Genomic DNA, 24,666 nt, shown 5'->3' with positions numbered 1-24,666 from the left:
ATCACACTTGCTTTGATCACGCTAATCGGCTTTAATTTTCTCCGCAAGCCAAAAACGCGCCAAACCGGAGTGCCATGCAAAAGGCTGCCATCGAGCGAAACAACGAGGCGATCGCCGCCCAGCTTACGCCGGTCGGCCGCGAGACCGTGCAGGATCGCGTCTATTCGGAATTGCGCCGGGCCCTGATCGGTGGCCTTTTCGAGCCGAGCCAGGTGCTTACCATCCGCGGGCTAGCCGATGCGCTGGTCACCAGCACCATGCCGGTGCGCGAGGCGCTCGGACGGCTGATTACGGAACAGGCGCTGGAGGCGCTTCCCAACCGCTCGGTGCGGGTGCCCCCGATCACGCTGGAGCGTATCGATGATCTGTTGCGCGCCCGCTCGCTCATCGAGGGCGAAGCGATCGCGCTTGCCGCCACGCGCATGGGTCCGCGCCAGATAGCCACCATCGAAGCCATGCTCGGCGAGTGGGACGAGATGCGGGCGCTGAAGCACAAGAAGGACATCGACCGCGAAGCGACGCTCAACCAGAGCTTCCATTTCGAAATCTACCGTTGCTGCGGGTCCGCCGTGCTGATCCCGATGATCGAGAGCCTCTGGCTGCAATCGGGACCCTGCATCCGCGTCGCCATCTACGCCTTCTCGGAGGCTGGCGAGGTCGATACCGCCCACTATCACCGCAGCATCGTCGCGGCACTTGCCAGGCAGGATGCGCAGGCTGCGCGCGAAGCGCTTGTCGCCGACATCAGCCGGCCCTTCGCCTTCCTGCGCGACAAGCTGCAATCCGCGAAAGGCTCGACATGACCAAGCCTGCCATCCGGATCACAGAGCCACGCTCGAACCTTTCGGTGACGGCGCTGCTGTTGCCGGAAAAGGCGCCCGAGAATGCGGCCTTCCTGCAGGCGTATCTCGGGCAGCCGCGCGTCGTTGCCGGCATCCATGCGATGTGGACGGGGCCTGAAATCTCCTGCCCGGTTCCATCAGCGCATCTGGATGGCCAGGCCTATGCCGTGCCCTTGTCGGCCGAGAATGCGACGCTGACGCCGCAGCCCGGCGACATCGTGCTGTCCTATGTGCCGCCGCGCATGTGGGGTGGCAATCCCAACGCGATCTTCGACATCGGCCTGTATTACGGGCAGGGCGCGCGCCTGCTGTTCCCGATCGGCTGGCTGGCCGGCAGCGTGGTGGCGCAGGTGCGTCCCGACGAGCGCGATCAGTTCGCCGCCGCTTGCGGCGTCATCCGCCGCAACGGCGCCTGCGACGTCACCTTCAGCCTGGTGGAGGTCTGAATGGCCGATGACAGTTTCGAACTCTTCGACCTCCGCGTCGAGGCGGTCATCCCGCAGGGCAAGCCGATCTATTGCGGCGCCAAGGCGGGCGATTATTTCGAGCTCAAGGGCGAGATGCTGTCGATGCCGGCGGGGCAGGGCTTTTCGATCTATTCGATATCGGCCGTCCTGCCGTTGCTGGCAGCCAAGCAGCGTCCGACCCACAAGAACGACTGGATGACATCGGACGCCGAGATCGCTTGTCCCGATCCCAATTGCGCCAGCCGGCTGAGGATCGTCAGGACCGGCAAGCGGCAGTTCAGCCATGCCGAGACCACGGCAGTGCCGCTGCCGAAGGAGAATGACGAGAAATGACCGCCAAGACCTTCGAGCTCAGCCCCGGCTACACCATCTCGCGCGTCATCCGCGGCGGCTGGCAGCTGGCCGGCGGGCACGGCGCCATCGACCGCGAGCAGGCGGTGACCGATCTGATCGCCACCTTCGATGCCGGCATCTGGACCTATGATTGCGCCGATATCTACACCGGCGTCGAGGAGTTGATCGGTGCGGCGCGACTGCGGCTGGCCAGCGAGCGCGGTCTCGATGCCGCCGCCCGGATGAAGGTGCACACCAAGCTGGTGCCCGACCTCGAACGGCTCGCCAACATCAGCCGCGATTACATCAAAGGCATCGTCGACCAGTCGCTGCGGCGGCTGAAGACCGAGCGGCTAGATCTCGTCCAGTTCCACTGGTGGGATTATGAGCAGCCTCGCTATGTCGATGCGATGGGCTGGTTGAACGAGCTGCGCCTCGAAGGCAAGCTGCGCAATGTCGGCACCACAAATTTCGACACGCCGCGCCTGGCCGAGATCCTGGCGGCCGGCGTGCCGCTGGTCAGCCAGCAGCTGCAATATTCCGTGCTCGACCAGCGGCCGGCCAACAGCCTTGCCGCACTTGCCGGCCAGAATGGCATCAGTTTCCTTTGCTACGGTTCCGTGGCGGGCGGCTTCCTCAGCGACAAATGGCTTGGCGTCGCCGCGCCGCAAACGCCGCTCGAAAACCGCTCGCTGGTCAAGTACAAGCTGATCATCGATGACTTTGGCGGCTGGGACTTGTTCCAGCAACTGCTTCAGGTGCTCAAGGCGGTGGGTGACCGCCACGGCGTCGACATCGCCACCATCGCCAGTGCCTGGGTGCTCGAGCAGCCGCAGGTGGCGGCCGTCATCGTCGGCGCCCGCAATCAGGCACACGCTCTTGCCAATGCGAAAATAATGGACGTCGCGCTCGATGCCGATGACCGGGCGCGGATCGCCGCCGTCATCGCGCAAAGCGGTGGCCCCCTGGGCGACGTCTACACGCTGGAGCGCGACCGCCACGGCCGCCACGGTTCGATCATGCACTACAATTTGAATGCGGGCCGGATATGAGCTTGAATGCAGGCCGGATATGAGCGCACAGCCCTCCTTGTTTTCACGCGCCAGTGCCGAGGTCGTCGATCTCCACCGCTTCTTCGTCGACTGGTTCGTCGAGGCGCGCGCCGACAGCGCCGATTTCAGCCGCTTCGAACGCGTCATGGGCGAAGGCTTCAGCATGGTTGCGCCAAGCGGCCAGATCCTCGATCGCGACGCGGTTGTCGATCATGTCCGGGACAGCCGCGCCACCTGTGACGAAGGCTTTGCCATCTCGATCGAGGACATCCGTCCCGGCTGGCAGACCGCCGATACGATCGTCGTCTTCTACATCGAGGCGCAGCTGCGCGGCGGCGAGCACAGCCGCCGCCGGTCGAGTGCCGTTTTCACCACCAGTTCATCGGCGCCCAACGGCGTCGAATGGCGACATCTGCATGAAACCTGGCTGCAGGTGCCGGAAAGCTGAAACAGGCTCCAGAGAAGAAATCAGAGTCGAGTAACGAAAGGGGAACAACAATGACAAAGACGATACTCCAGATCACCACCGCGCTTGCCTTGCTGACGGCAGCCGGTGCTGCGCAAGCCGCCGACTGCAAGATCACCGTCGGCCTGGTCATGGAACTGACCGGCCCGGCTGGCGAATATGGTCAGGCCGGCGCCAAGTCGGTCGAGATGGCTTTTCGCGACATCAATGCCGCCGGCGGCGTGCGCGGCTGCGATCTCGCCACCGACACGCGCGACAGCCAGAGCCAGGGCAACATCGCGGTCGACGCCGCGACCCAGCTCGTGCAGGTCAAGAAGGTGCCGGTGATCATCGGCGGCATCATCTCCTCGGTGTCGATCCCGATCCTGACCTCGGTCACCGCGCCGGCCAAGATCGTCCAGGTCTCGCCCGCCTCGTCCTCGCCGACGCTGACGGCGCTCGGCCGCGATGGCAAGACCAACGGCATCTTCTTCCGCACCATCACTTCGGATGCGCTGCAGGGTGTCGCCGCCGGCAAATATGCCATCGACAAGGGCTTCAAGAAGCTGTCGATCATCCATGTCAACAACGACTTCGGCGTCAACATGGCGGCGGAGTTCTCGCGCGCCTACAAGGCGCTCGGCGGCACCATCGTCTCCGACACGCCCTACAACGAAAAGCAGTCGAGCTATGCTTCGGAAGTTACGGCGGCGATGGCCGGCGAGCCGGACGGGCTTTATCTCGTCAGCACGCCTGTCGATGGCGCGACCATCGCCCGTGCCTGGATTTCGCAAGGCGGCGTCCAGAAATTCCTGCTCAATGACGGCATGAACAGCCCGGACTTCATCGAATCCGTCGGCGCGGACTACTTGAAGGACGCCTATGGCACGTCTTCCGGTACCAGCCCGACCGCCTCGACCGAGTATTTCACCAAGAACTACAAGGAGTTTTCCGGCATCGAACCAACGAACCCGGCGGCCGACCGTTCCTATGATGCCGGCGCCATCGTCGGGTTGGCCATCGCCATCGCCGGCTCCGAGGATCCGGCCAAGATCAAGGACGCGATGTACAAGGCTGTCGACCCGGCGGGTACACCGGTCTTTGCCGGCAAGGACGAGTTTGCCAAGGCGCTCGGCCTGATCAAGGACGGCAAGCCGATCCGCTACGAAGGTGTCATCGGCCCGGTCGCCTTCGACAAATATGGCGATATCACCGGCCCGTTCCGCCTCTGGAAGATCGTCGATGGCAAGGTGACGACCGACGGCGAAATGACCACGGAAGACGTCAACGCCTTGCAGGCGACGCTGAACAAATAAGTTCTCCCTCGCAGATACAAAGAACCCCGGATCGAGAGATCCGGGGTTCTCATGCGAGGGCAGCCATGTCTCGGGCGTGGATGCCTTTGCCGTCTACAGAACCGCTGCACCGCCACCGACCAGATAACCGTTGCCGAGCGGATCGCGTTCATCGACGAGCAGCCGCGAATGGGCGGTGATCCAGGCGCTTCCCTCGACTTGCGCAACGATGCCGCCAATGCCGTTCTGAACCCCTGGACTGACCGGCATGCCGCGATAGAGCGTGCCCATCAACCCCTCGTTGACGAAGGATTGGCCGATTTCAAGTTGCCCCAGCGCGACCAGCGCCGCCATGCGCGCGCAGGTCGCGGTTCCGCATGGCGAGCGATCGAACGACCCTGCCGCCGACACCGGTACGTTGAAGCCTGTCGCCTGCGGATCACGCGGTGTGTCGGTCCACACGATGTTGCCGACCACAGGCGGCTTGCCGTTGCGCGGATCGGCTGACGTCAGTTGCGCCGCGATCCTGGCCCGGATGTCTTGCGCGGCGACAATCAGCGCATCGATCGCATTCGCTTCGACACGAAGGCCCGCGGCCGCCACGTCGATGAAGGCGTACCATTGGCCGCCATGGGCGATGTGGACCGGCACGGTTCGGTCGTCGCCGAGCCGCAGTTCCAGCGAGCATAGATAAAACGCAAAGCCGAGCCGGAAGGCCACAGCCTCGCAGCGCCCGTTCTTCAATGTGGCGCGCAGTTCGACGCGGCCTGCAGGCGTACGCAACCCGAATTCGAAGGCGCCGTCGTACCCCGGCATTATCGGCCCAACCAACCCGAGTTCGATCAGCGTCGTCGCGGCACCGATCGTCGCGTGACCGCACATGTCCGGGTAGGTCGCCGCGTCCATGTAGACGACGCCGTAGTCATCGCCTGGGCTGGCCGGTGCGATAAGCGCAACCGAGAACATCGAGCGATGGCCGCGGGGTTCGAACACCGAGACCCGCCGCACCCAATCACGCTTGGCCCGCAACAGTTCGCGCGCCTCGTTTGGATCCAGCCCCGGCGCCAGATCGGCGCCGGCGATGACGACCCGAGTCGGCTGGCCACAGGTGTGCGAGTCCACCACCTCCAGCATTCTAGACGTCATCCGGGACAGTGACGGCAGATCAAAGGGGCGGGTCAGATCCATTGCGTCTCCCTTGGGATGGCAGCTATCCGTCAAGCACGAGCGGCTAGGCCCTGCGGGGCTTGGGCTTGAACTGACGCCATAGTGGCGAAATGCAATAGCTGATCACAGGGATGGTGAGGAGCCCGATTGCAATCCCGGCCAGGCCGGCGCCCGTCGCCTCGACCAGCCATTTGACCAGTCCACCGGCCGCGGGAAGGCTGTGCGCCGCCATCTCGGCAGCGTCGTGGATGAGATGACCGAGGCCCCCGAAACCATAGGTCTCGAAGCCGTGCACGACGATGCCGCCGCCGACCCAGATCATCGCCGCGGTGCCGATGATGCCGAGCACCCTCAGAAAATAGGGCATGCCGAGAACGAGCATCCGACCGGTGACGCGCACCAGCCCGCCGATCGGCGAGGTCGATGTCATGCCGGCCAGCGCCAGACCGAGGTCGTCGGCCTTGACGATGAGAGCGACCGCGCCATAGACCGCAACTGTGATGCCCACGCCCACCACAGCCAGAATGACGGCTTGCGTCGCGAAGCCGCTGTCGGGAACCGAGCCCAGCGTGATGGCCATGATCTCGGCCGAAAGGATGAAGTCCGTCTTGATCGCGCTTGCCACCTTCTGGTCTTCGAAGGACTGTGCGCCGGGATCGATCGAGCCGAGTTCGGCCTCATGCTTGTGCGCGGCATGCGGCACGACGAGTTCGTAGATCTTTTCGACGCCTTCGTAGCAGAGATAGACGCCACCGATCATCAGCAGCGGCGTGATGGCTTGCGGCAGGAACAGGCTGAGCGCGAGCGCCACCGGCAGCAGGATCAAGAGCTTGTTCTTGAGCGAGCCGAAAGCGATCTTGCGAATGATCGGTAATTCGCGCGCCGCCGCAAAACCGGTGACGTAGCGCGGCGTGACGGCGGCATCGTCGATGACCACACCGGCTGCCTTGGCGCCCGCCTTGGCGGCCTGGCCGGCAATGTCGTCCAGCGACGCCGCTGCGACCTTCGCCAGCGCTGCGACATCATCGAGAAGGGCGAGCAGACCAACACTCATGGTCCTTCACTTAGCTCTGTTGCAGACAATGCGGAAGGGAGTGTCATTGCGAGGTCGGAAAAAGAGCGGCATCGCAAGATGGCGATGCCGCTCTGGTCGTTTGTTCTGCCGTCTTTGGCCGTTACTCGGCCGGTACCGCGCTGAAGCCGGTGTCTCCCATGGAGCGCGACGTGGCTTCCCGGCGTGCTGACGCACGGGCGAGCACGCTTTGCCGGTTGACGGATTTGCGCTCGGCATCGATGCGGTGGATCAGGATTTCCGCACGCTCGATCGAACCGAGCAGGGCCAGGATCGTGCCGCGTTCGGCGGCACCAGCATTCGGTCCGAGCGCCAGCGTGCGGGCACGCAGTTCCTCGACCTCCGGCAGATTGACATGGCCGGCCGGCATCTGCGGGTTTGAGATGCCGTAGGTCGGCAGGATCTCGCGCAGCGAGGTATCGAGCTTGTTCAACGCTACGTCGACGATGGCTTGTGCCGGGTTGCTGAACTTCTCGCGTTTGACGCGGCGCGCCACCTGATGCATCGATTCCGTCAAGGCAGCCGTGAAGTCGGCTTCCTCGATCAGGCTGGCGATCAGATCGAGTTGCTCATAGGGCAAATCCTCCTTCATCAGCGAAGCCGTGTAGGAACGAATGTCGCGGCTGAGGATGTCGGTTGCGAGATAGTGCTCGCCCGGATCCGACGGCGCCTTCTTGGAAGAGCGTGCGATGTCGAGGAACATTGCACCGGCTTCGAGGTGACGCGCCGTCTCCTGCTGAACGGCGGGAATGGCCTTGGCAAAATCACTGGCCAGCTTGCGGTCGAGGAATTTCGGTGTCGAGAAATCCTCCGCGTCCTCGGCATCCGTGCGACCGACACGCGACAGCACGCGCTCGAACACACCGATGAAAGGGAACAGCAACAATGTGTTGAAGACGTTGAAGAAGGTCGAGTAGAGGCCGACCGCCACCGGCACCAGGGGAAAGGTCTCCTTGCCGTCGACGATCACCGCAACGGCCGGATCGCCGCCAAAGAACTGCATGGCCCAACCCAGGACCTGGATGGAGACGAAGAACAGCGGGATGGTGATGCACACGCCGATGATGTTGAACGATATATGCGCATAGGCGGTCCGCTTGGCATTCTTCGAAAGGTTGAGCGAAGCCATCCACGATGTGATCGTGGTGCCGAGATCGGCGCCGAGTGAAAAGGCGACGGCGGTTGTCCAGTCGAGAATGCCAGCCGCGCCAAGGCCCATCACAATGCCGATGGTCGCAGAGGACGAATGGATCATGGCGGTCACGCCGGCAGCAATGAACACGCATTTGAGAAGGTTGAGGTAAGAGTCGGCCGTGAGGGTTTGCAGCAGCGCCATGACTTCGGGCAGGTTGCGAAGCGGGCGCAGTCCGCCAGTCATCAGATTGAGGCCGTAGAAGATCAGCGCGAAACCCATGCAGGCGAGCGCTATGTTCTTCACCTTTTCGCTCTTGGCGAAGCAATAGACCAGCGAGAACACGCCGGCCAGGATCAGACCGAGCGGACCGAGCGGCAGGGCGATGAGTCCGTTGCCAAGCGTGGTGCCGATATTGGCGCCCATGATCACGCTGATCGCCGGCCTCAAGGCGATGACACCGGCATTGACCAGACCGACGACCATGACGCTCATCGCGGTCGACGACTGGATCACGCCCGTGATCAGCGTTCCCGCCAGCACGCCCTTGACCGGCGTTCCGGCTGCCTTGGCAAGAAAGTCGCGCATCCGGTTGACCGAGAGCGCCTGGATGCCGTTTGCCATGAAGTCCAGACCGAGCATGAAGATGCCCAATCCGCCGATCACCGGCACCAGGATGTCCTTGAAGATATCTATGTCCATTTCACGCAATCCCCCAACAAGTCGCCAATGCGACGCGACACGAAGTTCAGCTCAATTGCTGCGCGAAGCAGCCCGGCACCGAGCGGCGCCCACCTCAGTTTCCGACAGGCACCTGCTTTGCCCAGTACTGCTCGATCTGCTCGACAAGCGCTTTCGGCAGCGGCACATAGCCGAGCGCGGTGGCGTCGCCAGCACCTTGTGCGAAGGCGAGCCGGAAAAGATCATGCACGCGGCGATAGCGATGTTCCGAACGGCCCGAGACCTGAACGACGGCGAACACCGCCGTGCTGATCGGGTATGCGGCATCTCCGCTGCGATCGGTCAGCGAAGCGAAGAAGTCAGTCGTTTCCTCCCAGGCAACGGAATTGGCCGCTGCTTGCACGCCTTGCGGATCCGGTTTGACGAAACTACCCGATTTGTTCTGCACCGCTGCGAAGGGAAGGCCGGCGCGCAGCACCTGCCCGTATTCGGCGTAGGCGATCGCCCCTTTGGTCGCCGCCACGGCACGAATCAGAGCCTTGGTACCTTCGGCGTCAGTCCCAAGCGGCCATTCGATCAGCGTGTCGGCTCCGAGCTTGGTCTTCCATTCTTCGCTGCTGGACGAGAGGAACTCGGTGAAGACATAGGTCGAGCCGGAGCCGTCCTGCCGATGGACGACGCTGATGGCCAGATCGGGCAGGGCTATTCCGGGATTGAGCGCCTTGATCGCGGGATCGGACCAGGACTTGATCTTGCCGAGATAGATGTCGGCGATGACAGGGCCGGAGAGGCGCAGGCCTTGCTCCGGCAAGCCGTCCAGATTGGTGACCACCGCGATGCCGCCCATCACGATCGGAAATTGCTGCTGGCCATTCCTGGCGAGGTCGCTCGGCGGCACGGGAACATCCGTGGCCGCGAAATCCAGTTCGGGCTGCGCAAGCCGCATGAGGCCGGCTAGAGAGCCGACCGGCTCATAGTCCACGCTCCAGTCCAGCGTGAAGAAGTCGCCGCCGTCGGCGCGCGCATTCTTGTATGCCGTCGCCCATTTGCCGATGATCGGCGCAGCCAAGGTCGACCCGGCACCGCGAATAGGCTCAGCCTGCGCCGCGGTCCCGACGATGGCCACGGCAAGCGTTATGGCACCTGCCAATTTTGAAACCGCCGCCCAGGTACCGCGCAATGACACTAAATTTGTTGAAAACATAAATAGAATCCTGATTGTATTGCCGCCGCCGGTCTGGCGGACACATCAATAGTTATGCGCCCGGTGAAATGAGGCGCCGGCCAAAGACAAGATCACTGGTAATTTGTATTAATTTTTCTTAACGATTGGATGACAGGAATCCCTGCGCGGGATTCTTTTCGGTTACGTCAAACCGGGACAAAACCCGGCATCGTCGTTACTCTAACCGGCGAGCCGTCCGCCGCGCATCGGCTGCGGCACGCCGGTTGTACTCGGGAAGCTGATCGGCAGGCCTCTGAGCACGCGCACCGCCAGGAAAGCAAAACACTCCGCCTCCACCGCGTCACCCTTCCAGCCGAGCGCCTCGGCCTGCACGACCTCGACACCGGCGCGGCTGGCAAGCATGGCCATCATCGTGGGGTTGTGGCGGCCGCCGCCGCTGACCACCAGCGTCTTCGGCCGGTGCGGCAACAGATCGAGCGCCTTGCCGACGGCAGAAGCCGTGAACGCCGTCAGCAGCGCCGCACCGTCCTCGGCATCCATGCCGTCCGCCATCGCCGCGCCGAAATCGAAACGGTCCAGCGATTTCGGGTAGAGCTTGGTCAGATAAGTGTGCTGCAGCAATTTCGACAGCCGGGCTTCATCCACTGTTCCCGCCCTGGCCAGCGCGCCGTCGCGATCCATTTCGCCGAGCCCTTTCGACTTGATGAAATCGTTGAGCGGCGCATTGGCCGGTCCGGTGTCGAAGGCAACGACATTGTCCTTGCCGTCCCACCAGGTGATGTTGGCGACGCCGCCGAGATTGAGCACCGCCGTGTCGCCGCTGGCATCGGCATCACGCAGCAGCGCGGCGTGATAGGCCGCCGACAGCGGCGCGCCTTGCCCGCCGGCGCGTATATCGGCCGAACGGAAGTCGTAGGCCACCTTGGTTCCCAGTATGGCATGCATCAGTTCGCCGTCGCCGAGCTGGCGGGTGTCACCGAGCCGGCCGGGTTGCGGGGCGCGATGCAGCACGGTCTGGCCATGGAAGCCGACGACGCCGATATCGGCCATGGTCAGGCCGTAGCTTTCGACAAGGTTCTTCACCGCCACGGACTGGGCGCGCGTCAGCGCTTCTTCGGCTTCGGCAAAGATCGCCGGCTCCGGTCCGTCGAAGTTCCAGATCCTCGCCTGGCGCAACGTCTCCTCCAGCAGGGTGCGAATCGCTGTGGGGTAGGGGGCCAGCGTATAGGTGCCGAAATCCTCGATGCGCTCGCCGTCGGTCTTGATCAGCGCGACGTCGATATTGCCGTCGAGAACGGTGCCGGTCATCAGGCCGACGGCCCAGATTGGTTCCATGGTCAAGTTCCTCTACGACACCGCTGTAGCAGTGTTGCGATTCCTTCTGGATTCACGTGTCGGACGGATCGGCTCGTCAGGCAAGACCTTCGCCGACATCGGATCGCGCGGAACCTGCCGGCAGCGTTTTTCGCAAGACGGTGAAAATGGAGCAACCCCGTTCTTGCCTCTTGCCGTCGAAGGCGCGAGCCTGTGTGACCAAGGACATCGGCATCGGGCCGAATGTCCACACGCATATCGCAAGGAGGAACGACATGACATCTGAAGTCGCAGTGATCGCCGGCGCGGGCGCGGGCCTGAGCGCTTCGCTGGCGCGCCTTCTGACCAGGGAAGGGTTTCGGGTGGTGCTGGCCGCCCGCAACACCGGCAAGCTCGCGCCGCTGGTCGAGGAGACCGGCGCGCTGGCCGTCGAAACCGACGTCGCCGATCCGGCCTCCGTCGCCAGCCTGTTCGAGGCCGCCGACAAGGCCGGCCCTCTGGCACTTGCAGTGTTCAATGCCAGCGGGCGCACGCGCGGACCGATCGCCGAGATCGATCCCGATGCGGTCAAGCAGGCCTTGCTGGTTGGCGCCTATGGTGGCTTCCTGGTCGGCCAGCAGGCGGCGCGTCGGCTGCTTGTCCGCGGCTCCGGCTCGATCCTGTTCACCGGCGCCTCCGCCAGCATCAAGGGCTTTCCAGGCTCGGCCGGCTTTGCCATGCCGAAATTCGGCCTGCGCGGCCTGGCGCAGTCCATGGCGCGCGAGCTTTCGCCGAAGAACATCCATGTCGCGCATTTCATCATTGACGGCCAGATCGAGCCGTCCGGAAAAAAACCCGACCGGCCGGATAGCCAGCTGTCGCCCGATGCGATCGCCGAGACCTATTTCGCTGTTCATCGTCAGCATCGCAGCGCCTGGAGTTTCGAGGTCGAGCTTCGGCCTTGGGTCGAGACGTTCTGATCGGCCCGGCGTGCCGTTCTCGCAAGTGTGGAATCTTTGAGAGAATATTCCTGGCTCGGTGTTTGAGAAGAAATGCGGTTCTTTGATCCGGCAAACAGCATTGCCGATGATGTCGTCAAGGTTTGGCATTCCGCCTCGCCGATATGACTTCAGGATTACGAGGGATCGACAATGTTCGAACGCGGAAACGCTTCCAAAGCTCATCTTTCATCGGCAATCAGCCGGCGTGCTGCCCTTGCGGTACTTGTTGCCTCAGCCGTCACGCTTGTCGGCTTGGCAGCGCCCAATCAGTCGTTCGCCGAGGATAAGAAGGCGATCAAGGTCGGCATCATCAGCGGCGAGGACGAGGATGTCTGGCGCGTCGTTGTCGCTCAGGCGGCCGAAAAAGGCCTGACCGTAGAGACCGTGGTGTTCAACGACTACACCCAGCCCAACGAGGCGCTCGAGCGTGGCGAAATCGACGCCAACGCCTTCCAGCACAAGCCCTATCTCGACAACCAGATCAAGACGCAGGGTTATCATATCGTCCCGGTCGGCTACACCGGCGTCTGGCCGATCGGCCTCTATTCGAAGAAATACAAAGAGGTCGCCGACCTGCCCGAGGGCGCGGTCATCGGTCTGCCGAACGATCCCTCCAACGAAGGCAGGGCGCTACGCGTCTTGCAGAACGAGGGTGTGCTCAAGCTGAAGGACGGCACCGGCATCCTGGCGACGACCGTCGACATCGCCGAAAATCCCAAGAAGGTCGTCATCAAGGAACTCGACGCCGGCATTGTCGGCCGCTCGGTGGAGGATCTCGATGCGGCCGTGGTCAATACGGACTGGGCGCTGAAGAGCGGCCTCGGCCCGGAAAACCGCATCGCCCAGGAGCCCGTCGCCGACAATCCCTACCGCAACTTCATCGCGGTCAAGGCCGGCAATGAGAACGAGGCCTGGGTGAAGACACTGGTGGCGTCCTATCAGAACGAGGCGGTGAAGGCCGAGTTCGACAAGGTCTACAAGGGCACAGGGATCAGCGCCTATTGATCGGGGCATGGTTGGCAGAAACAGGCGGTCCGCAACAGAGCGGGCCGCCATCGCATTTGCGGAGCGCCGGAACAGGAAGCTCGATGAACCAGCATTTCACGGCATCTGCCGAAATAGCCGATCCGGCGGTCAGCCATCCTCGCGGGCTTGAAGATGTTGTCCGTCTCACTGACCTGAAGCGTCGCTTCGGTGCCACGCCGGCGCTTGACGGTGTCTCGCTCACCGTGCGCAAGGGCGAGATCCTCGGCATCATCGGCCGCAGCGGCGCCGGCAAGTCGACGCTGATCCGCTGCCTCAACGGCCTGGAACGGCCCGATTCCGGCCAGGTCTTCATCGAAGGCCGCGAGATCAGCCGGTTCGGCGAACGCGAGCTGCAGCCGCTGCGGCGCATCGGCATGATCTTCCAGCACTTCAACCTGCTTTCGGCCAAGACCGTCGAGGACAATGTCGCACTGCCGCTCAAGATCGAAGGCCGCCCCAGGGCCGAGCGCCTCGCGCGCGCGGCCGAACTGCTCGATCTCGTCGGCCTGTCGGAGAAAGCAAAAGCCTATCCGTCGTCGCTGTCGGGCGGCCAGAAGCAGCGTGTCGGCATTGCCAGGGCGCTTGCGGCGCGCCCGGCGCTGCTGCTCTCCGATGAAGCAACCTCGGCGCTCGACCCGGAGACGACCCGCTCCATCCTTGCCTTGCTGAAAGACATTAACCGGCAGCTCGGCCTGACCATTCTGCTGATCACCCACGAGATGGAGGTGATCCGTTCGATTGCCGATCGCGTCGCGGTGATCGACGCCGGGCGGATCGTCGAGGAAGGACCGGTCTGGTCGGTCTTCGCCGACCCGCGCTCCGAGATCACAAGCAGCCTGCTCGGCGGCATCCGACCGCAACTGCCGGCGGAGATCGAAAGCCGGCTGACGCAGGCAGATGGTGGCGAGGCGATCCTCAGGATCGACGTCGCCGGCGAGGCAGCGCGCGGCCCGCTGCTGTCCGACCTCACCACTGCCGTGCCCGGTCCCTTCCGCCTCCTGCATGGCGGCATCGACCATGTCCAGCAGCAGCCCGTCGGTACGCTGTTCCTGGCGGTCCCGGGCAGCGATGCAAATCATCTGCTGCAAGTGATCGCGTTCTTGAAATCCCGCCAGGCGCGGGTGGAGGTGCTTGGCCATGTCGCCGGTTCTGTTTGAGCTTCTGCTGGGTTCGATCTGGGAAACCATCCTGATGACGGCCGCCTCCGGCCTCATCTCGCTGGTTTTCGGCCTGCCGCTCGGCCTGGCGCTGGTCGCCACCGACCGCGGCGGCATCGCCGAAAGCCTGTGGGTGAACCGCGCCCTTGGCGCCGTCATCAACGGCTTTCGCTCGGTCCCCTTCATCATCCTGCTGGTGGCGCTGATCCCGGTGACGCGACTGATCGTCGGCACCTCGATCGGCACCTGGGCGGCCATCGTGCCGCTGTCGATTGCCGCCACGCCCTACTATGCCCGCATCGCCGAAGTGTCGTTGCGCGAGGTCGATCACGGGCTGATCGAGGCTGCGCGCGCCATGGGCGGCAACCGCTGGACGATCATCCGCGAGGTCCTGGTGCCTGAGGCTTTGCCCGGCATCGTCGCCGGCTTCACGGTGACGCTGGTGACACTGATCGGCGCTTCCGCCATGGCGGGTGCCATCGGTGCCGGCGGGCTCGGCGACCTCGCCATTCGCTATGGCTATCAGCGCTTCGAGACCAGCATCATGGTCGCCGTGGTCATCGTGCTGATCATCCTGGTCTGCGGCATCCAGTGGGCCGGCGACCGGCTGGTCGCAAGGCTGGACCACCGGACATGAGAGAAGTATCCGTCTGAACGTTATTTGCCTGCAGGCAGCAAAATGGGGTGCTGACGTTCTGCCATTTGCTTGGAGATTGGATCGCGCGTTGCTTTGATCGGAATAGTCTGCGTGCCACCTTAGGGCGGAACGACAAGAAGGAACTTGACCATGCCAAGGATCGTCCCCGTGCTTGATCTCAGCCGTCTTGAACAGGGCGCGTCGGAGCGACGAACCTTTCTGTTCGACCTGCGCACGGCAGCCAGGGATGTCGGCTTCTTCTATCTCAGCGGCCACGGCATATCGGCTCCGGACACCGCAGAGGTGCTCGATGCCTCGCGCCGCTTCTTTGCCTTGCCGGAGGCCGACAAGCTGGCGATCGAAATGGTCAAGTCATCGCAATTCCGTGGCTATACGCGCGCCGGCGGCGAACTGACCAAGGGCAAGGCCGACTGGCGCGAGCAACTCGACATCGGTGTCGAGCGACAGGCAATCGCGCAAGGGCCTGATGTGCCCGCCTGGACGAGGCTGCAAGGGCCGAACCAGTGGCCTGCGGCGCTACCGGAGCTGAAGCCGGCGCTGCTGGCATGGCAGACCAAGGCAACCGCGGTTGCGATCCGCTTGCTGAAGGCCTTCGCGCTGGCGCTCGACCAGGCCGAGGACGCCTTCGACCCGATCTACGAAGATGAACCCAACCACCGCATGAAGATCGTGCGCTATCCCGGCCGCGATGCGACCGGCGATGACCAGGGCGTCGGCGCCCACAAGGATGGCGGCTTCCTGACCCTGTTGCTGCAGGATGAGAACAAGGGGCTGCAGGTCGAGTATGACGGCAGCTGGGTGAATGTGGACCCGCTTCCCGATACGCTGGTGGTCAACATCGGCGAGTTGCTCGAACTGGCGTCGAACGGCTATCTCAAGGCGACCGTTCACCGCGTCGTCACGCCGCCTCCCGGCGTCGAACGGATCTCCGTTCCTTTCTTCTTCAGCGCCCGGCTCGACGCGACGATCCCGTTGCTGACCTTGCCCGAAGAACTGGCGGCCGAGGCGCGCGGACCGGCGAGCGACCCGGACAATCCGCTGTTTCGCAATGTCGGAACCAACGTGCTGAAAAGCCGCCTGCGTTCCCATCCCGACGTGGCGCGCCGGCATTATGCCGACCTGCTCGAAACGGGAATTTCAGCCGCCTGAGGCATCGTCGGAAAACAGGAGAGGAATTTTCCTTTTTCCGCCGACTTTTGGAATTCCATTCGTCGCAAAAGGCCGCGAATAAGCGCAAACAGGTAAAATCGTTCGGTGGTTTCCTCCCATTCCACTGAACGGTGTTCCCCTCTGAAGGTTTTGACCTTCTTTTGGCCGGGCCGCATTCGAGCCCGGCTTTTTTTGTCCTGCAGTCTGGAGTCTTCGCTCGGGCGCAGTTGCCCATTCGGAAACAGGTTGCGCCGCAACGCTTCATGGAGAAGGGCAGGAACCGTATCGGCTCCTGCCCCTCGTTCTTTGCCACTTGTGAAGGTCGGTCGAGTTCAGCCGAATTTCGGATCGAGACTGCCCGACTTGTAGCGCTTGGCCATTTCCGAAACCGGCAGTGGCTTGATCTTTGGCGCGTTGCCGGCAGTGCCGAACTGTTCGAACCGCTCCTTGCAAAGCTTGCGCATGGCGGCCATTGCCGGTGTCAGGTACTTGCGCGGGTCGAATTCGCTGGGGTTCTCGGTCAGCACCTTGCGGATGGCGCCGGTCAGCGCCATGCGGTTGTCGGTGTCGATGTTGATCTTGCGCACGCCATGCTTGATGCCGCGCTGGATTTCCTCGACCGGCACGCCCCATGTCGGCTTCATCTGGCCGCCATATTTGTTGATGATCTCCTGCAGATCTTCCGGCACCGAGGACGAGCCATGCATGACCAGATGCATGTTCGGCAGGCGGCGGTGGATCTCCTCGATCACGTTCATCGCCAGCACCGCGCCGTCCGGCTTGCGCGAAAACTTGTAGGCGCCGTGGCTGGTGCCCATGGCAACCGCCAGCGCGTCGACATGCGTGTCCTTGACGAACTCCACCGCCTGTTCCGGGTCGGTCAAAAGCTGGTCGTGGCTGATCGCGCCTTCGACGCCGTGGCCGTCTTCCTGCTCGCCGCCGCCGCTCTCCAGCGAACCCAAAACGCCGATCTCGCCTTCCACCGACACGCCGCCCCAATGCGCCATGTCGACGACGCGCTTGGTGATGCCGGAATTGTAGGCGTAGTCGGCCGGCGACTTGCCGTCCTCTTTCAGCGAGCCGTCCATCATCACCGAGGTGAATCCGTACTGGATCGCGGTGACGCAGGTGGCTTCGTTGTTGCCATGGTCGAGGTGCATGCAGACTGGAATATCGGGGTGGATTTCGACCAGCGCGTCGATCAGCTTGGCCAGCACCACGTCATTGGCGTAGGCGCGGGCGCCGCGGCTCGCCTGCAGGATGACCGGCGACTTGGTCTCCTCGGCGGCCTCCATGATGGCGAGGCCCTGTTCCATATTGTTCATGTTGAAGGCGGGCACGCCATAGCCGTATTCGGCGGCATGGTCGAGCAATTGTCTCAATGTGATGCGAGCCACTCAATGGTCTCCCGTATTTGATTGCAGACGCGATGGTCAGGCTGTGGCCCAACTCCACAATGCTTCTGGCCGGATTTTCGACGGACCGCAACCATTCGCGGCCCCGCCTGTTGCAATTCTTGTTGTGGCCATGAAATCCAAATCGGTTTAGTCCACGGCGCGTTGCCTGCGAGGGTTCAAGCCGCGATCTGTTGCCGCGCGGCAAGGATCTGCACGCAGGCATTGGCCGCCTCCTTGCCCTTGCCCTTGAAGTGCTCGAAGAAGAAGCCGTGATGGTCCTCGCTGTCATGGTAGTTGAGCGGGGTGAGCACCGCCGAAAGCACCGGCACGCCGGTCGACAGCTGCACGTTCATCATGCCGTCGATGACGGCGCTTGCCACGAATTCATGCCGGTAGATGCCGCCATTGACGACGAAGGCCGCACCCAGGATCGCGCCGTAGCGGCCGGTCTCGGCCAGCGTCTTGGCGTGCAGGGGAATTTCATAGGCGCCCGGCACGTCGAAGACATCGACGGCAAAGCGGTTTTCCCCGAGCGCGGCAAGCTCGGCCTCGAAGGATTGTACGCACTGGTCGACGATATCGGCGTGCCAGCGCGCGCGAATGACGGCAACGCGAACGGTTTCATAGTCTTTGCGGGAATGCTGATTCATGGGTCCATCCTTCCGTTTCGAACCAGAATCAGGACGCACGATACGGATTAGGACCGCAAAGCGGTCCGTCTTCCGTTTCGTTCTCTTCCATCCGGACTGTAACCGTCGGCTCCGGAATCACACCGGATCTGCTGACCTTTCCGTTTAAGCGGAAAGCGCTCGCGGGCTTGGGTCGAGACCCTTACCGCCGGTGGGGACTTTCACCCCGCCCTGAGAACTTGACGGCGTTGTATGGAAGGGCAGGGTGGTGTTGTCAATTGGCGAAGAGGGTGAGGCGCTAATCTCCCCCCTCGAGGGGGAGATGGCCGGCAGGCTAGAGGGGGTCGTCTCGCGTAGATCGTCACATCGTCTCCCGTCACGGAAGGCGTCGGCGCTTCACGCGCGGCGACCCCCTCTGGCCGCTTCGCAGCCATCTCCCCCTCGAGGGGGGAGATCACCCGCGCTCGGGAAACATCGCCTTCAGGCCTTCGCGCGACGCCTTTGCCACGCCGCGTTCGGTGATCAGTCCCGTCACCAGCCGCGCCGGCGTCACATCAAACGCCGGATTTGCCGCCGGCGTCGCCTCGGGCGACACACGAACCTGGGCGATCTCGCCGGAAGCGGTCTTGCCCCAGACCAGCGAGACCTCGTCGGGCGAGCGCTGCTCGATCGGGATCTCGATCAGGCCGTCATGCACGGTCCAGTCGATGGTCGGGGACGGCAGCGCGACATAGAACGGCACATCATTGTCGGCGGCGGCCAGCGCCTTGAGATAGGTGCCGATCTTGTTGCAGACGTCACCACTAGCAGTCGTGCGGTCGGTGCCGACGATGACCATGTCGATCTCGCCGCGCTGCATCAGATGGCCGCCGGCATTGTCGACGATCAGCGTGTGCGGCACGCCGTGGCCGGCCATCTCCCACGCGGTCAGCTGGGCGCCCTGATTGCGCGGCCGCGTTTCATCGACATAGACGTGCACGGGAATGCCGGCTTCAACAGCCAGATAGATCGGCGCGGTGGCGGTGCCATAGTCGACGGTGGCGAGCCAGCCGGCGTTGCAATGGGTGAGGATGTTGACCGGATCGCCCGCCTGCTTGCGCGCCGCGATCGCCTTGATGATCTCAAGACCATTGGCGCCGATGGCGCGGTTGAGGCCGACATCCTCGTCGGCAATTTCAGCAGCACGGCGATATGCCGCCTCGGCACGCTGCTGAGGTGAAAGCGGCCGCAGGTAGCGCCGCATCTCATCGAGCGCCCAGCGCAGATTGATCGCCGTCGGGCGCGTCTCATGCAAGGTCTCCCACACCGCGTCGAGTGCAGCGTCCGACGGATCGTCTGCCATCTGGATGGCGACGCCATAGGCAGCGGTGACGCCGATCAGCGGCGCGCCGCGCACCCACATGTCGCGGATGGCGGTAGCGATGCCGGCGACGCTGTCGATCCTCTCTATGCGGAAATCATGCGGCAGCCATCGCTGGTCGATGATCTCCACCGAACGCCCGTCGTCGCTCAGCCAGATGGTGCGATAGTGGCGATCGCCGACGTTCAAATTCCGCTCTCCCGTTCGATCAGCGCGGCCAATTGGTTGACCTCGTCGATGCTGTGTATCTGGCGCCGGTTGACGGCGATGTGACGGCCGAACTTCAGCGCCTTGGCCTCACATGTGGCGCGCAGGTCCTCGTCGGCAATGGTCTCGAAATCGGCATTGTGCGCGAGGCCGAGGATGCGCCGGTGAACCTCGATGCCAGCGAAACCCAGCAGGTCGTCCCAGATCGAATGCAGGACGTGGTCGAGCGCCTGTTCGGCGCCAAGCCGGTCGCCCTGATCCTCGAACAGGCTTTTCTGATAGAGCATGCCGGTGCGTTCGGTTCGCCACAGATGCGAAAACTCGGTGCGGAACACGACCCAAGTCTCGGTCGTCACCTCGAGCAGATAGGCGCGCATGGCGTCGCGTTTGCTCTTCTGCTCGTGGCCGCGTTGCGAGAAGAACGACATCCAAAAATTGGCAAGCAGCATGCCGACATCGAAGGCCATCGGGCCGTAGAAGGCGAATTCCGGATCGATCATCCGCGTTTGTGTGTCGGTGACCATGATCGAGCCGGAATGCAAATCGCCATGCAGCAACGTCTCGGCATTGGCCGCGAACAAATGCTTCAGCCGCTGCGCCTCGACCTTCAGGTCGCGGTCGGCGCGCAGTTCGGCGACGAGGCCGTCAAGCTGCGGGCTGGTATGCCGGTTCATCTTGGCGTCGAAATACGGATCGGAGAAAACCAGGTTCTCGGTGATGTCGCAGAGTTCGACATTGTCGGCGAACAGCGCCAGATCGGCCTTGCGGTCCTTGGCCGCCATATGCAGGTCGGAACCGCGAAACAAGGTGCGGGCCATGAACAGGCCGATGTCGCGAGCGATGTTGGGCAGCTGCCGGCCATCGATCAGGGCGCGGCGCAGGATGATGTGCGGCGGTGCCAGATACTCCATGATGATCAGCGCCTGGCCTTCGTCGAAGTGATAGATCGCCGGCACCGAACCGGGCGCTCGCGCCTCTTGCCGCGTCAGCGCGTGATATTCGAAGAACGAGCGTTTTAGCGGCAGCGGCCAGCTGTCGCCGACCAGGCGCACATAGGGCAGCGCTTGCTTGACGACGGCCGCCCCCGTAGCGCCCTCGACGATGAAGACCAGGTTCAGATTGCCGTCGCCAACCTCGCGCACCTTCCAGGCGCTCGTGTCTTTGCCGATCCGCGCACACAGCGCTTCGTTCGTGCCGAGGCGCGTCGACAGCGTTTCCACCGACAGTGCTTCGAACGGCAATTTCCCAGTCATTCCTCACCCTCACGCTTATGCGCTCCGATTATACCGGAGCCATGGCGGCCGGGCCAAGCTAGGAAGCCATCTGGCAATTGTCAATCGTGTTGACAATTGCCGATGGAGCCCATAGCGTCGCGGTCAGGGAGGAACGAATGGGCAATGATGCCGTGTTCCGCGTGGACGGCCTGAGGAAGTCCTTTGGCCATATCGAGGTGCTTGGCGGCGTCTCGGTCGAATTGCATGCCGGCGAAGTAACCGTGCTGATGGGCGCCAACGGCGCCGGCAAATCCACCTTGGTCAAGATCATCAGCGGCGCCTACGAGCGCGGCGGGGGCACGATGAGCCTCGCAGGCCACGACTTCGCGCCGAAAACACCGGCGGAGGCGATCCGCGCCGGCGTCGTCACCGTTCACCAGAACATCAATGACGGTGTCGTCGCCGATCTCGACGTCGCCACCAATTTGACGCTGGACAGGCTGAGTGGCAGCGGTGTGCCGACCCTGTTCAATCCAGGCCGGGTGCGCCGCGAGGCAAAGGCCGTCGCCGACCGCATGGGGCTGGCCATCGACCTGAAGGCCCGTATCAGCGATCTGTCGCTGGCCGATCGCCAGATGGTGGCGATTGCCCGCGCTATGGCGCACCAGCCGAAAGTATTGATCCTCGACGAGCCGACCTCTTCACTCTCCAGCGCCGAGGCCGACCGGCTGTTCGCCCTGCTCGACCGGCTGCGCGAGCAAGGCGTGGCGATCCTCTACATCTCGCATCGCATGTCGGACATCAGGCGGCTTGCCGACCGCATCGTCTCGATGCGTGACGGAACCATTTCAGGCACCTTCGACAGGAAGCCGCTCGACTATGAGGGTGCGGTCAACGCCATGCTCGGCCGCAAGATCCATCTCGACCAGATCGTTGCCAGGCATTCGGCCAACGCTGTCCTCACCATCGACGGGTTGCGGATTGCTCAGGGCGCCAGGCCATTCTCGCTGACGCTCGGCGATGGCGAGGTGGTTGCCATCACCGGCCTCGTCGGCGTCGGCAAGACGGCGCTCGCCGAGACGCTGTTCGGCGTGCGCAAGCCGCTGTCCGGCACCATGATTTTGAACGGCAAGCCCTATGCGCCTGCGTCGACGGGCGAAGCGATCGCTGCCGGCGTCTTCCTCGTCGCCAAGGACCGTGGCGAGAACGGCATCGTCGGTGGCTTCAACATCCAGGAAAACATCAGCCTGCCGTTCCACAAGCGCATGTCGCGTTTCAGTGTTCTCAAGCGTCGCCTCGAACGCGCCACTGCCCGCCAGCAGATCCGAGAACTCGGCATTGTCTGCCGTTCCGAGAAGGACGAAATGTTCACGCTTTCCGGCGGCAACCAGCAGAAGGTGATGGTCGGCCGCTGGATGGCTCAAGAGGCAAAACTGTTCATCCTCGACGAGCCGTTCCAAGGCGTCGACATCTCCGCCAGGCGCGATATTGCCGCCAAGCTCAGGGCGAGCGGCAATGGCCGCGCGACGCTGCTGTTCGTCACCGAACTCGATGAAGCGCTGGAAACGGCCGACCGCATCCTGGTGATGTCCGAGCAGACGATCGTCGGCGAACACCGCAATGCCGATGTCGACCTCGAGCGCCTGTTGGCCGAGGTCGCCGGCGGGCCGCTGCACAGTGCGGCTTGAGGGGCAGGGGCCGAAGAACGATGAGAATTGCAACGGGAGACAGCATGGATTGGGTAAAGACGGCGCCTGCGCGCGGGAGCGCTGAATGACGCTGCGCGACTACGCTATTCGCTATGGCTTCATCGTTCTACTGTTCGGGCTGGTCGCCTATTTCGCGATCGCCGCCGATGGTTTCGTCTCGCCGCAAAGTGCCGTCTTCATCTTCCAGTCCGTCGCCATCACCGGCGTGCTGGCGCTCGGCGTCACCGCCACCCTGGTCGTTGGCGGCTTCGACCTGTCCATCGGCTCGGTCGCCACGTCAGCCATGATGGCGGCTGCCTATGTCATGGTGGTGCTGGAACAGAATGCTCTTGTCGCGGTCATCGTCTGCCTGCTCATCGGCGCCGTCGTCGGCCTCATAAATGGCTGGCTGATCGTCTATATGAGGGTGCCGGACCTGCTGGCGACGCTCGGCATGATGTTCCTGCTGGTCGGTCTGCAGCGCATCCCGACCGAAGGCCGCTCGATCGCCACCGGCATGACCATGCCCGACGGTTCGGTCGCCAACGGCAAGTTCTCTGACGCCTTCCTGGCGCTCGGTCGCCACCGCTTCGATTTCTTCATCCCGAACCTCATTCCGGTGTCGGTGGTCGTCCTGCTCGTGCTGGCCGTGCTGATCTGGTTCTTTCTCGAATACACCCGTTTCGGACGCATGATGTATGCCGTCGGCAGCAACGAACGGGCCGCCGAACTCGCCGGCGCGCCTGTCAAGGCATACAAGATCTGGGCCTACGTTATTTCAGGAGTTTTTGCCTCGATCGGCGGCATTTTGCTCGCTGCCCGACTTGGACGCGGCGACATCGCCTCGGGTAATAATCTGCTGCTCGACGCTGTCGCGGCAGCACTCATCGGTTACGCGGTCCTCGGGGCCGCCAAGCCGAACGCCTTCGGCACGGCCGTCGGTGCGCTGTTCGTCGGCATCTTGCTGCAGGGCCTCACCATGATGAACGCGCCTTACTACACACAGGATTTCGTCAAAGGCGTGGTTCTGGTCGTCGCCCTTGTCTTCACCTTCGCCCTTTCCGGCCGGGGCAGGAGATAGCTTTCGACCGGGTCAATTTTTGAGTTCAACAAATGGAGGAAACAACGTGAAGATCACAAGAAGACTTCTGGGGAAGGCGGCACTTGGGCTTGCCGGCGCAACCATGCTGATGCAGTTCCCGGCGATGGCCGCGGACAAGCCGGCGCCGTTCGACAAGCCCGGCGTCAAGATAGCGCTCGTCCGCTATCTCTCGACCGGCGATTTCTTCCAGGCCTATCTCAGCGGTGTCGAGGCGCAGGCCAAGGCACTTGGCGTCGATCTGCGCGTGCTCGACAGCCGCCAGGATGCAGCCCTTCAGGCGGACATGGTCGACCAGGCGATTGCGCTCGGCGTCCAGGGCATCATCATCCAGCACGGTCTGACGGAATCGATGAAGGACGCCGCCCAGCGGGCGGTCGACGCCGGCATCAAGGTCGTCGCCTTCGACGTCAATGTCGAAAACCCCAAGATCCCGCAGATCGAGCAGTCTGACAAGGACTTGGCGCGGCTGGCGCTCGAACAGGCGGTCAAGGACAATGGCGAAAGCTGGAACGCCGGCTATGTCTATGTTGCTGGCATCGCGCCGCTCGACCGCCGCAACGAGACCTGGGTCGACGTCAAGAAGAAGTACGCCGGCATCAAGGAAGTCGCGATGTTCGGAACGCTCGACAATCCGATCGCCAATTCGGTCGCCAACCAGGCGCGCTCGGTGCTGTCGGCCCACCCCGACATCAAGGTGATGTTCGCGCCCTATGACGAGTTCGCCAAAGGCGTGAAGATCGCCGTCGACGAAGCGGGACTCAACAAGGGCATCAAGATCTACTCGGCCGATATCTCGACGTCGGATATATCAGCGATGCGCGAACCCGACAGCGCCTGGGCGGCAACCGCCGCCACCAACCCGGCCGTCGTTGGTCAGGTCTCGGTGCGTGCGCTGGCGCAGCTGCTGGCCGGCGAAGACCCCGGCCACAACGTCATCGTGCCGCCGACGCTGATCACCCAGAAGGACCTGATCGACAAGGACATCAAGAACATGGAAGACCTGTCGGCCAAGCTGCCGCAATTCGCCCATGCCGATGTCGCCATGCCGGCCTGGATGCCGAACCCGAACGCCAAGTAGTCAGCACTTCGGGCAAAAGAAAAGAGCGGCCCCTG

At 63.2% G+C, this 24,666-nt stretch carries 24 protein-coding genes and 1 riboswitch; of the genes, 15 read left to right on the top strand and 9 right to left on the bottom strand.

Annotation, left to right across the window (positions count from 1 at the left end; genetic code table 11):
• Positions 1 to 74: 74 nt before the first annotated feature.
• Genes LHFGNBLO_RS31665 through LHFGNBLO_RS31640 form a run of 6 tightly spaced genes read left to right on the top strand, consistent with a single transcriptional unit; the run spans position 75 to position 4,455 of the window.
• Positions 75 to 803, top strand: coding sequence for a GntR family transcriptional regulator (locus LHFGNBLO_RS31665; RefSeq protein WP_258603910.1), 729 nt, complete (start codon positions 75 to 77; stop codon positions 801 to 803).
• Positions 800 to 1,288, top strand: a complete 489-nt coding sequence (locus LHFGNBLO_RS31660; protein WP_258603908.1) for a DUF3830 family protein — start codon at positions 800 to 802, stop codon at positions 1,286 to 1,288. Before LHFGNBLO_RS31665 ends, LHFGNBLO_RS31660 begins: the two co-directional genes overlap by 4 nt.
• On the top strand, positions 1,289 to 1,642 hold the full coding sequence (locus LHFGNBLO_RS31655) for a TIGR04076 family protein (RefSeq protein ID WP_258603907.1): 354 nt from the start codon (positions 1,289 to 1,291) through the stop codon (positions 1,640 to 1,642).
• Complete coding sequence (locus tag LHFGNBLO_RS31650; RefSeq protein ID WP_258603906.1) at positions 1,639 to 2,694, top strand: aldo/keto reductase; 1,056 nt, start codon at positions 1,639 to 1,641, stop codon at positions 2,692 to 2,694. Before LHFGNBLO_RS31655 ends, LHFGNBLO_RS31650 begins: the two co-directional genes overlap by 4 nt.
• 19 nt (positions 2,695 to 2,713) lie before the next feature.
• Positions 2,714 to 3,142: a DUF4440 domain-containing protein gene (locus tag LHFGNBLO_RS31645; RefSeq protein ID WP_258603905.1), complete on the top strand. Its 429-nt coding sequence runs from the start codon at positions 2,714 to 2,716 to the stop codon at positions 3,140 to 3,142.
• Between the two features lie 50 nt (positions 3,143 to 3,192).
• Complete coding sequence (locus LHFGNBLO_RS31640; RefSeq protein ID WP_258603903.1) at positions 3,193 to 4,455, top strand: ABC transporter substrate-binding protein; 1,263 nt, start codon at positions 3,193 to 3,195, stop codon at positions 4,453 to 4,455.
• 93 nt (positions 4,456 to 4,548) lie between these two features.
• Here the strand turns inward: LHFGNBLO_RS31640 and LHFGNBLO_RS31635 are convergent, their stop codons facing one another.
• The 5 genes from LHFGNBLO_RS31635 to LHFGNBLO_RS31615 form a co-directional block, all read right to left on the bottom strand.
• On the bottom strand, positions 4,549 to 5,622 hold the full coding sequence (locus tag LHFGNBLO_RS31635; protein ID WP_258603902.1) for a proline racemase family protein: 1,074 nt from the start codon (positions 5,620 to 5,622) through the stop codon (positions 4,549 to 4,551).
• 43 nt (positions 5,623 to 5,665) lie between these two features.
• Entirely contained in the window at positions 5,666 to 6,655 is a 990-nt protein-coding gene (locus tag LHFGNBLO_RS31630) for a DUF808 domain-containing protein (RefSeq protein ID WP_258603901.1), read from the bottom strand.
• Between the two features lie 121 nt (positions 6,656 to 6,776).
• Entirely contained in the window at positions 6,777 to 8,507 is a 1,731-nt protein-coding gene (locus tag LHFGNBLO_RS31625) for a Na/Pi cotransporter family protein (RefSeq protein WP_258603899.1), read from the bottom strand.
• Between the two features lie 94 nt (positions 8,508 to 8,601).
• Complete coding sequence (pstS, locus tag LHFGNBLO_RS31620; RefSeq protein ID WP_258603898.1) at positions 8,602 to 9,636, bottom strand: phosphate ABC transporter substrate-binding protein PstS; 1,035 nt, start codon at positions 9,634 to 9,636, stop codon at positions 8,602 to 8,604.
• A gap of 255 nt (positions 9,637 to 9,891) precedes the next feature.
• Entirely contained in the window at positions 9,892 to 11,007 is a 1,116-nt protein-coding gene (locus LHFGNBLO_RS31615) for an anhydro-N-acetylmuramic acid kinase (RefSeq protein ID WP_258603896.1), read from the bottom strand.
• Between LHFGNBLO_RS31615 and LHFGNBLO_RS31610 the strand changes: the two genes are divergently transcribed.
• The 6 genes from LHFGNBLO_RS31610 (at position 11,006) to LHFGNBLO_RS31585 (ending at position 15,956) form a co-directional block, all read left to right on the top strand.
• A complete protein-coding gene (locus tag LHFGNBLO_RS31610) occupies positions 11,006 to 11,272 on the top strand; it encodes a hypothetical protein (RefSeq protein ID WP_258603894.1) in 267 nt (88 codons plus the stop codon). The two genes, LHFGNBLO_RS31615 and LHFGNBLO_RS31610, sit on opposite strands and share 2 nt — an antisense overlap.
• A complete protein-coding gene (locus LHFGNBLO_RS31605; RefSeq protein ID WP_258603892.1) occupies positions 11,262 to 11,945 on the top strand; it encodes an SDR family NAD(P)-dependent oxidoreductase in 684 nt (227 codons plus the stop codon). Before LHFGNBLO_RS31610 ends, LHFGNBLO_RS31605 begins: the two co-directional genes overlap by 11 nt.
• A 171-nt stretch (positions 11,946 to 12,116) precedes the next feature.
• Positions 12,117 to 12,971 (top strand): MetQ/NlpA family lipoprotein, encoded by an 855-nt coding sequence (locus tag LHFGNBLO_RS31600; RefSeq protein WP_258603891.1) that lies wholly within the window; start codon positions 12,117 to 12,119, stop codon positions 12,969 to 12,971.
• A gap of 83 nt (positions 12,972 to 13,054) precedes the next feature.
• Positions 13,055 to 14,149 carry a methionine ABC transporter ATP-binding protein gene (locus LHFGNBLO_RS31595; protein WP_258603887.1) on the top strand — a complete coding sequence of 365 codons (1,095 nt, stop codon included), beginning with the start codon at positions 13,055 to 13,057 and terminating at the stop codon, positions 14,147 to 14,149.
• On the top strand, positions 14,130 to 14,786 hold the full coding sequence (locus LHFGNBLO_RS31590; RefSeq protein WP_258603885.1) for a methionine ABC transporter permease: 657 nt from the start codon (positions 14,130 to 14,132) through the stop codon (positions 14,784 to 14,786). The genes LHFGNBLO_RS31595 and LHFGNBLO_RS31590 overlap by 20 nt, the downstream gene beginning before the upstream one ends.
• 150 nt (positions 14,787 to 14,936) lie before the next feature.
• Positions 14,937 to 15,956, top strand: a complete 1,020-nt coding sequence (locus tag LHFGNBLO_RS31585; RefSeq protein WP_258603884.1) for an isopenicillin N synthase family dioxygenase — start codon at positions 14,937 to 14,939, stop codon at positions 15,954 to 15,956.
• 332 nt (positions 15,957 to 16,288) lie between these two features.
• Here LHFGNBLO_RS31585 and fba read toward each other — a convergent pair whose 3' ends face one another.
• The 4 genes from fba to mtnK all read right to left on the bottom strand — a co-directional run bounded on the left by fba (position 16,289) and on the right by mtnK (position 20,802).
• A complete protein-coding gene (fba, locus tag LHFGNBLO_RS31580; protein WP_010914722.1) occupies positions 16,289 to 17,353 on the bottom strand; it encodes a class II fructose-bisphosphate aldolase in 1,065 nt (354 codons plus the stop codon).
• A 176-nt stretch (positions 17,354 to 17,529) separates the two neighbouring features.
• The gene (locus LHFGNBLO_RS31575; protein WP_258603882.1) at positions 17,530 to 18,003 is read right to left on the bottom strand and encodes a 6,7-dimethyl-8-ribityllumazine synthase; all 474 of its coding nucleotides are present in this window, start codon (positions 18,001 to 18,003) and stop codon (positions 17,530 to 17,532) included.
• Between the two features lie 75 nt (positions 18,004 to 18,078).
• Positions 18,079 to 18,225, bottom strand: a riboswitch (FMN riboswitch).
• Between the two features lie 211 nt (positions 18,226 to 18,436).
• Positions 18,437 to 19,531 (bottom strand): S-methyl-5-thioribose-1-phosphate isomerase, encoded by a 1,095-nt coding sequence (gene mtnA / locus LHFGNBLO_RS31570; RefSeq protein WP_258603881.1) that lies wholly within the window; start codon positions 19,529 to 19,531, stop codon positions 18,437 to 18,439.
• Positions 19,528 to 20,802, bottom strand: a complete 1,275-nt coding sequence (gene mtnK / locus LHFGNBLO_RS31565; protein ID WP_258603880.1) for an S-methyl-5-thioribose kinase — start codon at positions 20,800 to 20,802, stop codon at positions 19,528 to 19,530. Before mtnK ends, mtnA begins: the two co-directional genes overlap by 4 nt.
• 137 nt (positions 20,803 to 20,939) lie before the next feature.
• On the opposite strand from mtnK, the gene LHFGNBLO_RS31560 reads away from it, so the two are divergent.
• From LHFGNBLO_RS31560 to LHFGNBLO_RS31550, 3 genes are all read left to right on the top strand, one after another.
• Complete coding sequence (locus LHFGNBLO_RS31560) at positions 20,940 to 22,451, top strand: sugar ABC transporter ATP-binding protein (protein WP_258603878.1); 1,512 nt, start codon at positions 20,940 to 20,942, stop codon at positions 22,449 to 22,451.
• Positions 22,452 to 22,536: 85 nt separating this feature from the next.
• A complete protein-coding gene (locus LHFGNBLO_RS31555) occupies positions 22,537 to 23,532 on the top strand; it encodes an ABC transporter permease (protein WP_258603876.1) in 996 nt (331 codons plus the stop codon).
• A gap of 46 nt (positions 23,533 to 23,578) precedes the next feature.
• Positions 23,579 to 24,631: a substrate-binding domain-containing protein gene (locus LHFGNBLO_RS31550; protein ID WP_258603874.1), complete on the top strand. Its 1,053-nt coding sequence runs from the start codon at positions 23,579 to 23,581 to the stop codon at positions 24,629 to 24,631.
• The last annotated feature ends 35 nt before the right edge of the window (positions 24,632 to 24,666 follow it).

This window comes from Mesorhizobium sp. AR10 (assembly GCF_024746795.1).
In the GTDB taxonomy this organism is placed as follows: domain Bacteria; phylum Pseudomonadota; class Alphaproteobacteria; order Rhizobiales; family Rhizobiaceae; genus Mesorhizobium.
This window is presented reverse-complemented; position numbering and strand designations above follow the sequence as displayed.